Genomic DNA, 11,803 nt, shown 5'->3' with positions numbered 1-11,803 from the left:
GTTCGACCGCGCCATGCTGGAGAAGCCGGTGTTCAGCGGCGGCGACATCATCGGCGAAGGCCGCATGAAGCCGACGAAGACGACGCTCGCCCGCGAGGGCGGCCCGGTCAACACCGATTCGGCGGATTACATCCCGCCGGAGGCGCCCCGCGGCAAGCGCGTCACCCTCGACATGTGGGGGCTGCCCGTTCCCGCGGGCGCGGCCCGTCGCCGCTATGACGACGAGGAGCGCGGCGGCGGACGTCGCGGCGACGGGGCCGGGCGTCGCGGCTCATCGACTGCGGCCGGGGCCGGGGCCGGGGGCGGCGGCAAGGACAAGCCGAAGGCCAAGCCGGCCCGCCGCAGCGGCGGCAAGAAGAAGCCGGCGACCGCCGCCGCGGAAGCTCCTTCCGCCGAGCCGGGAAGCGCGAAGCCGTCCAAACGCAAGAAATCGAAAAAGTAACTCCAGAAGGGGTCGCCGGCTCGTCCGGACGGCTCCTTTTTTTATGCTCATGGCCACGGCTTCATGAATTCCCTCGCGATAACGCTTCCGGGCGATGGTATAATGTCCTTAATTCATATCTCTTCCGTCCGACGAGGCAAAGGAGTCCTTATGGCAACGATTAACGACGTGGCCGAACGCGCCGGCGTATCGGTGACTACGGTGTCCCGCGTATTGAACAATAGAGGCTATATCAGCGAGAAGACGCGCCGGAAGGTCTACGAGACGATGGCGGAGCTGAACTACCAGCCCAACGAGATCGCCCGCTCCTTGCTGCGCAAGCAATCCAATCTGATCGGCCTGATCGTGCCGAACGTCTCGCATCCCTTCTTCGGGGAGTTGACCGACGCCATCGAATATTACGCTTACCGGCAGGGGTTCAAGCTGCTGCTCTGCAATTCCCAGCTCGATCCGGCGAAGGAGCGCGATTACATCGAGATGATGAAGCGCCACCGGGTCGACGGCATCATTATGGGCAGCCACACGCTGGAGGTCGGGGAGTACCGGAATTTGAACTATCCGCTCGTGACGCTCGACCGGAGGATCGACGCCATTCCGTATGTCGCTTCGGACAACTATCGGGGGGGCGAGCTGGCGGCGCAGCTTCTCATCGAGAAGGGGTGCCGGAAGATCGCTCATTTCTGCGGCAATCTGCAGCTCGATATGCTGTCCAACGACCGGACGTCGGCATTCGAAGAGAAGATCCGCGAGCAGGGCATCGAATTCATCACGCTGCAGACGGACATGAACGTCTTCGATCAGCGGGAATACGAGCGGCTGATGGCCAAGCTGTTCGGCAGCCATCCCGACATCGACGGCGTGTTCGCCACGAGCGACATTATCGCGTCCTTCGTCATCAAGTGGTGCCGCAAGCTGGAGAAGCGGATTCCCGAGGATATCCGGATCATCGGCTACGACGACGTGAACGCCGCCTCGTGGGTCAGCCCGGCGATCACCACGATCAAGCAGCCGATCGAAGAGATGGGGCGCCTGGCGGTGGAGCTGATCCGCAAGCAGATGGACGGCGAGCCCTACGAATCGGAGAACGTGCTCCCCGTCGAGCTGGTGGAGAGGGCGACGACCTAGCGAGTAACGGCCGGCCAAGGGGATCGGCGGGGCTTTGGCGCGGATGTTTTTTCTGCGAAGGTCCATTTCGCTAACAGCTTCTTGGGATATAGAGACATGAAGCCTCGTTCATGATTGCAATCGAAATCCCAGGGTTCCGATCCATAGGCCTCGCTCTCTAACGGACTCAGGAGACGCTATTTAGCGTCAAAAGCCCATTTTGACAACTCTAACGAACCCCAGTGATCTTATTTGGGGCCGATCAGGGGAAAAATGGGCTTCCAGCACGAAATAGCGTCTATACGATTCGTTAGAACCGAAAATCCACGATTTTGGGCGAAATAGCGTCTCCTGGATTCGTTAGCCGCCTCATCCAACCGAAACGGGAACCCGCCACAAAAAATATAGCAACTCTACGCATCGCAATCCCCACATAGCAACTCCATGCGACACAATCTCCATATAGCAACTCTATGCATCGCGGACTCCACATAGCAACTCTACGCGACACGATCGCCGCAATGATAAGCGACTCTAAGCCCGGATAACCAAACGGCATGCGAATAGGGCGGTCATCATTTTTTCATTTTCACTATGTCAAAGGTTTAACATGTCAAAGGGTTGACATATGTCAATCGATTGACATACAATCCGAAATGTAAGCGGTTTATCCATAAGAGTCGTCTTCATTAAACCGAATTGGGGGATTTCACGTGAAGAAATTCAAAGGGGTTCAAGGAATCGCCGCTTCGTTGCTGTTGGTCTCGGTCGTGACGGCCTGCGGCAGCAACTCGTCGAACGGAGAAGCCGGCGGAAGCTCGCCGTCCGCTTCCGAAGCAAGCGGAGGCTCCGGCTCGGCAAGCGCGTCCGGCAAAGAAGTGAAGATCACCCTTCTCAACTCCAAGGGAGAGATTCAGACCCAGCTGGAAGACGCCGTGAAGGCATTCCACGAAGACAACCCGAACATTACCCTTGAGATCCAGACGGTTCCGGCCGGCGGTTCGCCGTTCGAGCGGGCATCCACGCTGTACGCTTCCGGCAACCCGCCGACGATGATCATGCTCGATACCGGCGACGTCGAGAAGTTCAAGGACCGCATCCTCGACCTGAGCGGCGAGAAGTGGATGGCCGACACGGTCCCGAACGCCACCGACCTTACGACCTACGACGGCAAAAATTACGCGTTCCCGCTGGCGATCGAAGGCTACGGCTTCATCTACAACAAGGCCGTGCTGGACCAAGCGGTCGGCGGAAGCTTCGACCCGTCCGCGATCACGACGACGACCGCGCTGGAGAATCTGTTCAAGCAGATCGAAGCGTCCGGCAAGAAGGCGCTCGTCATCTCCCCGATGGACTGGTCGCTGGGCGCGCACTACTTGCCGCTCGCGTACGCCGGCCAGAGCAAGGACTCGGCGGAGGTCGACAAGTTCGTCGAATCGCTGAAGGCCGGCACGGCCGATCTCGCGAACAACAAGGTGTTCAACGGCCTGATGGATACGTTCGACGTGATGATGAAGTACAACCTGGACCAGAAGGACCCTCTGTCCGGCGTCTATGAACGCGGTCCGGAAGTGCTGGGCAAGGGCGAAGTCGGCATCTGGTTCATGGGCAACTGGGCGTGGCCGCAGATCAGCGGCTTCGACACGGCCGGCGGGCAATACGGCTTCCTGCCGGTGCCGATCAGCAACAACCCGGACGACTACGGCAATCAGGAGATCTCGTCCGCGGTGTCCAAGCGGATCGTGCTCGACAAGGAGAAGAGCTCGCCGGAGCAGCAAGAGGCGGCGAAGAAGTTCCTGAACTGGATCGTGTACGAGCAGAAGGGCCAGGACTTCCTCGTCAACAAAGCGAACATCATCCCGGCGTTCAAGAACATTACGCTTCCGGCGGCCGATCCGCTCGGCAAGTCGATCCAGGATTACATCGCAAGGGGCAAATCCGAGCCTTCCATGAGCCTGCTCCCGGCAGACCACTGGTCCAAGGTAGGCGCGTCGATGCAGAAGTACCTGGCGAAGCAGGGCGACCGGGCTTCTCTGGCCAAGGAGATCGAAGAGTACTGGAAGTCCGTGAAGTAAGCCGGCCGAGCCGGTTCGGACTAAAAGCGAAGAGCGATGGATAGGACGGTCCGCGTCTTATCCATCGCTTGCTTCCCGGGGACCGCCACGGGAATTCAACCCTATTTTCACACAGACAGAGAGGTGCCGATATGATTGCGGAAAAAGGAGCGTGGAACCGGCTGCGAACCAGGCTGTTGTTCACCGGGCCTACCTTGCTTGCATTTCTAACCGTCATGATCGTGCCGTTCGCGTACGGAATTTATTTGACCTTCACCAACTGGGACGGCATCGCCACGACGCATACGCTGGTCGGCTGGCGGAACTACGGCGAGGTGTTCCGGGACCGCGTCTTCTGGAAGTCGTTCGGGCTGACGCTGAAGTACGTGTTGTTCTCCGTCGTCCTGATCAACGGCATCGCCTTCCTGCTGGCCTATGCGCTCACGAGGGGCTTGCGGGGACAGAGCGTCTTCCGGGCGGGCTTCTTCGTTCCGAACCTCGTAGGAGGAATCGTCCTCGGCTTCATCTGGCAGTTCATCTTCTCCAAGGTTCTGGTCTACGTCGGGACGAAGGCGGATATCCCGATACTCGGCGCTTCCTGGCTGGCCGATCCGGATAAGGCGTTCTGGTCGCTCGTCATCGTCACGGTCTGGCAATATGCCGGTTATATGATGGTTATCTTCATCGCGGGACTGATGAACGTGCCCGGCGACATTCTGGAGGCGGCGAGCATCGACGGAGCCCGAGGCTGGACGACCCTGCGCAAAATGATTCTTCCGCTGATGGTTCCCTCCTTCATCGTCACGATCTTCCTGTCGCTGCAGCGCTGCTTCATGGTTTACGACGTGAACCTCTCGCTGACCAAAGGCGGGCCGTTCAAGAGCACGGAATTCGTCTCCATGCACGTCTACGAGAAGGCGTTCCTATCCCGGGATTACGGCGTGGGGCAAGCGGAGGCGTTCGTGCTGTTCCTGCTTGTCGCCGCCATTACGCTGCTTCAAGTTTATTTCAGCAAGAAGCTGGAGGTGGAGGCATAATGGCAGGCCGCCGTTCTTACGCGTCTTGGCTGAAGTTCGCCGTTCTGACCGTGTTCCTCGTGCTGTTCATCGCGCCGTTCGTCTTCCTGCTGCTCAACTCGTTCAAGGAGAACAACGCGATTACGTCCAATCCGATGGCGCTACCTGCCGGCCTCGACTTCGCCAACTACAAGGTAGCCATCGACAAAATGGGCTATCTGACGGCGTTCTGGAATACGCTGGCGATCACGACGGCGAGCGTGCTGCTCATCTCGCTGTTCGCCGCGATGACGGCCCATTATTTTGTCCGCAACCCTACGAGAGGCAACCAGTATACGTTCCTCATCATGGTCGCGTCGATGATCATTCCGTTCCAGGCGATCATGATTCCGCTGGTCAAGATTTACGGATCGCTCGGAATGCTGAACAACAAGGGCTCTCTGATCTACATGTATCTCGGCTTCGGCAGCTCGCTGGCCGTCTTCATCTATCATGGCTTCGTGAAAAGCATTCCGGCCGAACTCGAAGAAGCGGCGATGATCGACGGGTGCACAAGAACGCAGACGTTCTTCCGCATCGTCTTCCCGGTTCTCACTCCGACCACGGCCACGATCGCCATTCTGAACGTCCTGTGGATCTGGAACGACTTCCTGCTTCCGTCCCTCATTCTGGTCAATCCCGAGCAGCGCACGCTGCCTCTGTCCACGTACAACTTCTACGGCACGTATACGGTCGATTACGGTCCGTTGATGGCGGGCCTCGTCCTGACGATTCTTCCGATTATCGTCGTGTACCTGTTCGGACAGAAGTACATCATTCAAGGCGTCATGCAAGGCTCGATCAAATAAAACGCAAGGGTAGGATGGCTTATCAAAACGACGAGAGACTATACCGCGGAGAACGCCGACCGATTCATTCTCGAGAACAAGCATAAGCTTCGTCCGGAGTTCCGCCTGAACTACCACTTGATGGGCGAGTACGGGTGGATCAACGATCCGAACGGCTTTGTTCAATATAAAGGCAGCTATCATCTGTTCTATCAGCATTATCCGTATCTTCCGCAGTGGGGGCCGATGCAATGGGGGCACGCGAGAAGCCGCGACCTGATCAAGTGGGAGTATCTCCCGATCGCGCTCGCTCCGGACGAGAGCTACGACTCCGGCGGCTGCTTCTCCGGCAGCGCCGTCGAGAAGGACGGCCTGCTGTATCTGATGTATACCGGCCACGTGACGACGGGACCGGACACCTCCAACCATTACGTGCAGACGCAGAACCTGGCCGTGTCGGAGGACGGGGTCCGCTTCGTTAAGCACGAGAGCAATCCGGTCATCGGCCTGCGGCAAATTCCGGAGGGCGCGAGCTTGAAGGACTTCCGCGATCCGAAGGTGTTCGAGCGGAACGGCCGCTATTACGTCGTCATCGGTTCGAACGACGGCCGCGGCCGCGGGCAGATTCTGCTGTACCGCTCCAGCGATCTGAAGGCTTGGACCTACGTCGGCGTCATGGCCAAGGGCGGAGAAGAGCTGGGGGACAACTGGGAGTGCCCGGACTTCTTCTCGATCGGAGAGTCCGACTTCCTGATGTTCTCTCCCCAGCGCATGCCGCCTCAAGGGCGAGACTACCATAACCTTCACTCGACGGTGTATATGCGGGGGCGGTGGGACGAAGAGAGCGGCGTTTTCCATTCCGAAGGATATACGCCGATGGATCAGGGCTTCGACTTCTATGCGCCGCAGTCTACGCTGGACGACCGGGGCCGCCGGATCGTCGTCGGGTGGATGGACATGTGGGAGAGCGAGATGCCGACGCAGAACGGCCACCAGTGGGCGGGAGCGATGACCCTTCCCCGGGAGATGGTCGTGGAAGGCGGACAAGTTCGGTTCCGGCCGGTCGAAGAGATCGAGAGCTACCGGGAGCGGGAATTCGCGCTGCGGGACGTGGAACTGGACGGAGAGACCGTTCTGGAGACTCGCGGAGACAGCTATGAGTTGGAGGCGGTTTTCGACGTTGGTGACGCCGGAGACGCCGGGAGCGCCGAGAGGTTCGGCTTGAAGCTGCGCGTAGGCGACGGGGAAGAGACGGAGCTGAGCTATTCGCCGCGGGAAGGCGTGTTCTCGCTGGACCGCAGCCGTTCGGGAGTCGGGCCGGGAGGCGTTCGGGAGACGGCCGTTCCTCTGCGCGGCGGCAAGCTGAAGCTGCGGGCGTTCGTCGACCGCTCCTCGGTGGAAGTGTTCCTGCAGGACGGGGAGAAGGTCATGACCGCGCGGATCTATCCCGGAAGCGGATCGCTCGGCATCGCGGCGTTCTCGGAAGGCCAATGCAAGCTGGAGTCGCTGCGCAAATGGGACATCCGGTAGGAGAGGCGGGAGAGAAGATGCTGCGGACCGTATATGCGATGGGAGAAGAAGCGGTTAACGTCGCCTGCGCGGTCGCGAAGCTCGGAGGCCGGGCGGTTTTCCTCGGCAGGCACGGCGCCGGTGCCGACGCCGATGCATTCGGGGACCGTCTGCTGGGGACCCTGAGAGAGACGGGGGTCGATACGGTTCGGCTGCCGGGCGGGAATGGCGTGCGCGGCGAGAACGGCGATAGGGTGGAGAGTGCCGCGAATGCCAAAAATGCCGTGAACGATGGGAACGCCGGGATCGGCGGAACTGACGGAGCTGGCGAAACTGGCGGAACTGGCGAGAACAGAGAGATCGGGTTCGAGCCGGGAGACATCCTGCACTTCAGCTCGGCCGATCTCGCCGATGCGGAGGCCAAGCTTGCGCATCGGAGCGTCATCGAGGCCGCCCGGCGGAATGGCGGCTTCATCAGCTTCGCCCCGGCAGTCCGGCTGCCGTCGGGACCGGACTCCGATGCGCGTCGCGAAGCCGCCCTGGAATGGCTGCCGCTCGCCCACCTGGTGAAGATCGGACGCGATGAGCTGACGTTCCTGACCGGCATGGAGGAGGAGCAGCCGGCGCTTCGTTCGCTTTTCCAAGGGAATGTGGAGCACGTCTTGTATACCCGCGGTTCCCGGGGAGCCGAATGGATCTCCAAGCGCTTCCGCGCGTTCCTGCCGGGCCTGCCCGTCGACGCCGCGGATACGACCGGTGCGGGGGACGCCTTCGTCGGCGCGCTGCTCTATCAGCTCCAGCGATCGAAGCTCTCGGAGCTGGACGGCACCGTGGCGGCGACGCTGCTCCGGTTCGCCAACACGGCGGCGGCGTTGTCGACGACGAGGATGGGGGCGATCCCTTCGCTGCCGGCGCTTGCGGAAGTGAACGCCCGTCTGTAGCCGTTCGTCTGCGGGGCCGGACAGGCTCCTTCGGCATCGGTGAGGACATCCGGCCGCCCTAGAACGATATAAGGCTCATCCCCTTGAACGCTGCCTGCGAGCCACGGCGTTTTCCGCTTTATTTTGGGCCGATACGACGCTTTTATCCGTTTTACTTTTGTCCATGGATTCGATAGGATAGAGCATGGTGTGTCAAGGTTAACGGATGAGAGGATGGGACAGCGAATGAAGCCTAATCTGTATCACGTTCTAGGGGCGAAGCAATTCAGCCGGACGGAGCTGGACGAATTGTTCGCCGCGGCGAGAAGGATGGAGGACGTCGTTCGGGCGGGCGGCAACCGCAGCCACGAGGGACGGATCATGACGACGCTCTTCTTCGAAGCGAGCACGCGGACGCGGCTGTCGTTCGAATCGGCGATGTCGCGGCTCGGCGGCAGCGTCATCGGCACGGAGAACGCGGCTCAGTTCTCCTCGGCGATCAAGGGCGAGACGCTCGAGGACACGATCCGCATCGTCAGCGGCTACAGCGACGTCATCGTCATGCGCCACACGGACATCGGGGCGGCCAAGCGAGCCGCGGCGGTGGCGGACGTGCCGGTCCTCAACGCGGGCGACGGGGCGGGCGAGCATCCGACGCAGGCGCTGCTCGACGCGTACACGATCGAGAAGGAAGCGGGCCGGATCGACGGCGTGCGCATCGCCATGGTCGGGGACCTCGCCTACGGCCGGACGGTTCATTCGCTCAGCTACATCCTCGCCAACTACAGGGACGTCATGATCTACTACATCTCCCCGGAGAACGTGCGGATTCCGAGCAGCGTGAAGCGCTACATGGACGAGAAGGGCATCCGCTACGAGGAGACGACGGACCTGGATGCGGTGGCGGGCTCCATCGACGTGCTGTACCAGACGCGCATCCAGAAGGAGCGGTTCCCGTCTCCCGAGGAGTACGACAAGGCGGCAGGGCAATACATCGTGGACGAAAAGCTGATGTCGCTCATGAGCAAAAATTCCATCGTGCTTCACCCGCTGCCTCGCGCCGGCGAGATCTCCGAGGCGGTCGACGGCGATCCCCGCGCCGCTTACTTCCGCCAGGCGCAGAACGGGCTGTACATCCGGATGGCTCTCGTCGACAAGGCGCTGAGCGGCGTTAAAGGTTAATCGGGTTAAACGTTAGCGGCAGACGGGGTTCTACGGAATCTCGTCTGCTTCGTTTTCGTCTTTTGTCGGAGGGATCGCCTCTTCTGTTGTTCGGAGCCCGCTGGGCGTGGTATAATGGATAACCGGCCGTGAGTGATGCGCCTAGCTGGAATTCGGGTAGAAGGAGATGAAGGAACTCATGGGATCGAAGAACAAGGATCAATTCGATAAGCCTCTCGCTCAGAATAAGAAGGCGTCCCACGACTACTTCATCGAAGAGACCTTCGAAGCGGGCATGGTGCTGACCGGCACGGAGATCAAGTCGCTGCGCGGCGGGCGAGCCAACATGAGCGACGCGTTCGCGACGATTCGGAATGGCGAGATTTTCCTGCATAACATGCATATCAGCCCGTTCGAGCAGGGCAACCGCCACAATCCGTCCGATCCGACGCGCGCGCGCAAGCTGCTGCTGCACAAGCAGCAGATCAACAAGCTGTACGGCTTGTCGCGGCAGGAAGGCTATACGCTCGTGCCGCTCAAGGTGTACACGCGCAACGGCTACGCCAAGTGCCTTATCGGCCTTGGGCGAGGCAAGAAGAACTACGACAAGCGCGAGAGCGCGGCCAAGAAGGACGCCCAGCGCGAGATTCAGCGGGCTCTGAAGGAGAAGCAGAAGGTCAGCTATTAAGGTCGTGTGTGCTGCTGGCTAGGCTTGCTTGCTTCGTTCCGGTGGCATCGCAAGCAGGGATTGCCGGGCTTGGCAGCAAGACAGCAAGGATTTCTCCGGCTATACGTGTTATACTAAGGAAGCACCGCATGCAAGAACGATTGGCCGCTTGAATACGCGGCGATCCGTTATCGCGAACCGACGATAGGGCGAAGGGAACCGGCGTTATGCTGCTTTTCCCGCACATTCGCTTATTGTGAGGTCAGCGACGAGTCTCATCCGCCTAAGACGCGGGTGGCAACTCCATTATTCGGGGGCGTTTATGGATTCGACGGGGATAGTTCGAGCATGGGTAGCGGGTAGTAGGGCTGCGTCTGCTTCATCAACGCGGAAAGCCAATTAACTGGCAACCAAAACCAAAAACTCGCTTTCGCAGCTTAAAAACCTGTGACGCGGCTTCTACCCTCCATCGCCCATGTGGCGGGATAGGGGCTCAACCTTAGTGGGATACGCTGTCTAGTCTCCGCCTGGGGCTAGCTGAAGAAGATAATCAGGCTGACCCGAAGGGAATCCGGTGACGGGGAGTCTCTAGGGTGACATCAAATCTGTCACTACACCCGTAGAAGCCTATGTGGCGTTGTCTTCGGACAGGGGTTCGACTCCCCTCGCCTCCACCATGAAAAGCCCGACCTCATGCGGTCTGGGCTTTTGTTATGTCCAAGTTCGTAGACCTCCGTAGACATCAGCTTTTTTGAGGGTGTTGATGGTGGTTTTTTCGTAGACATATTGTCTACTGGGTGATAATTTGACTTAATTATGATACATTGATGCTTACCAGGCTTAACCCTAAGATCTTACCATTCAAATCGAGCGATGAAATCAAGTTCACATTCTGCATGTTCGAAGGTAAGGTCGTACAAGTCAAGGTCGTACAAGTCAAGTGTGCGATTTAGGCAACGGCTACTTATGATAGGGATGGTTGTGGATGATGCGATAGCCCGATACAGTTGCTCGTACAACTGCGTGGCTTACAGTCCGGGTTCCATTCCATCTGGCTAAGAGAGAGCTGCTCATCGGCTTGTGGGAGGTCCGAGCCAATAATAAAGGCTACTTACCTGTGAATTGCCTGAAACTCTCTTTGATAGCGTCGAGGTAGAACTTCTCAAGTTTGGATTGGATAACGTATATGTCGAATTTCATTGTTTGCTACATTCTTCGAATGAGCTACTTTCCTAGTTAGCATAAGGGCATTGCTTACATTCAGGAGGACTCATAGGTAGTTGAAAAAACAGGGAATTATTGATATAATAAAGGAGCCTTATATTTTAGATATAAGGGTCGGAGATTGCTGTCAACTGTGACTCGAATAATTCTATCCAGAATATCGAATCCGTTGAACACTGTGCAATGAGAAGGATTGTGACAATCACGAACATAATCTTGAACATTGGACTCCTCTCCTTAACTATTATAACATAGTTGACTATTAGGGCGGTTATTAGGGTAGCTGGATTCAGGATGCACTTATAACAGAATGAATACAAGTTGAGTTATACCTATCAGTTAAGGGATGCTACCCCTCATACTGATGGGTATTACGCTTTTATAGGAGGGAAACTGTTGAATTTAGAGGAGTGGAAACTCAGGAATAGAAGAAGCCGGAGTTATTCCCATTTTGATTCCAGAACTTCTTTAGATCGTGTATGGAAATACATCGATGATCCCACCAAAGTAGCTAGGCATGGATTCTATCCGTTTATTCATTATACTCAGTCTTTTGTAAAGTATAAAAAAGGAGAGGGAATAAAACCAAAGAACCGAGAGATCTGTTATTCGGCTCATTTGGACAGGTTTATTTACTCCTACTACGGTCATAAACTAAATGGTTTCTATAATGGAAAAGTGAAGCAACTGGATATAGATGATTCAGTGATTGCCTATCGAGACAATTTGCACAAGAACAATATTCACTTTGCCAAGAGGGCAATAGACTACATAAAGAGCACAAACGATTGTTATATCATGATTGGAGACTTTACTGGCTTTTTTGATAATCTAGACCACACGTATCTAAAAAAAATGTTATCCTGAATTTCGAAAGCG

9 protein-coding genes, 1 other RNA gene and 1 pseudogene are annotated in these 11,803 nt (G+C 57.6%); all 11 read left to right on the top strand.

The genetic code is table 11. The annotated features are described in order from the left end of the window. Positions 1 to 442: pseudogene (locus tag H7B90_RS28470) on the top strand (hypothetical protein); the annotation flags it as partial. A 150-nt stretch (positions 443 to 592) separates the two neighbouring features. Beyond that, entirely contained in the window at positions 593 to 1,567 is a 975-nt protein-coding gene (locus H7B90_RS28465) for a LacI family DNA-binding transcriptional regulator (RefSeq protein WP_185139290.1), read from the top strand. A 692-nt stretch (positions 1,568 to 2,259) separates the two neighbouring features. Then, positions 2,260 to 3,621 carry an ABC transporter substrate-binding protein gene (locus H7B90_RS28460; protein ID WP_185139289.1) on the top strand — a complete coding sequence of 454 codons (1,362 nt, stop codon included), beginning with the start codon at positions 2,260 to 2,262 and terminating at the stop codon, positions 3,619 to 3,621. Positions 3,622 to 3,752: 131 nt separating this feature from the next. Beyond that, entirely contained in the window at positions 3,753 to 4,637 is an 885-nt protein-coding gene (locus H7B90_RS28455; RefSeq protein WP_185139288.1) for a carbohydrate ABC transporter permease, read from the top strand. Further along, positions 4,637 to 5,464, top strand: coding sequence for a carbohydrate ABC transporter permease (locus tag H7B90_RS28450; protein WP_185139287.1), 828 nt, complete (start codon positions 4,637 to 4,639; stop codon positions 5,462 to 5,464). The genes H7B90_RS28455 and H7B90_RS28450 overlap by 1 nt, the downstream gene beginning before the upstream one ends. Positions 5,465 to 5,485: 21 nt before the next feature. Further along, positions 5,486 to 6,973 (top strand): glycoside hydrolase family 32 protein, encoded by a 1,488-nt coding sequence (locus H7B90_RS28445; protein ID WP_311772831.1) that lies wholly within the window; start codon positions 5,486 to 5,488, stop codon positions 6,971 to 6,973. Then, the gene (locus H7B90_RS28440) at positions 6,958 to 7,893 is read left to right on the top strand and encodes a PfkB family carbohydrate kinase (RefSeq protein ID WP_185139285.1); all 936 of its coding nucleotides are present in this window, start codon (positions 6,958 to 6,960) and stop codon (positions 7,891 to 7,893) included. Before H7B90_RS28445 ends, H7B90_RS28440 begins: the two co-directional genes overlap by 16 nt. 225 nt (positions 7,894 to 8,118) lie before the next feature. Beyond that, on the top strand, positions 8,119 to 9,054 hold the full coding sequence (gene pyrB / locus H7B90_RS28435) for an aspartate carbamoyltransferase (protein WP_185139284.1): 936 nt from the start codon (positions 8,119 to 8,121) through the stop codon (positions 9,052 to 9,054). Between the two features lie 178 nt (positions 9,055 to 9,232). Beyond that, on the top strand, positions 9,233 to 9,721 hold the full coding sequence (gene smpB / locus H7B90_RS28430) for an SsrA-binding protein SmpB (RefSeq protein ID WP_185139283.1): 489 nt from the start codon (positions 9,233 to 9,235) through the stop codon (positions 9,719 to 9,721). Positions 9,722 to 10,012: 291 nt separating this feature from the next. Beyond that, positions 10,013 to 10,377, top strand: a transfer-messenger RNA (tmRNA) gene (gene ssrA, locus H7B90_RS28425). Positions 10,378 to 11,320: 943 nt separating this feature from the next. Continuing rightward, positions 11,321 to 11,791, top strand: coding sequence for an RNA-dependent RNA polymerase family protein (locus tag H7B90_RS28420; protein WP_185139282.1), 471 nt, complete (start codon positions 11,321 to 11,323; stop codon positions 11,789 to 11,791). Positions 11,792 to 11,803: the final 12 nt, after the last annotated feature.

The organism is Cohnella xylanilytica (assembly GCF_014212175.1).
Lineage (GTDB): Bacteria > Bacillota > Bacilli > Paenibacillales > Paenibacillaceae > Cohnella > Cohnella xylanilytica.
Note: the sequence above shows the minus strand (reverse complement) of the source record. Positions and strands in the feature narration are given on the sequence as shown.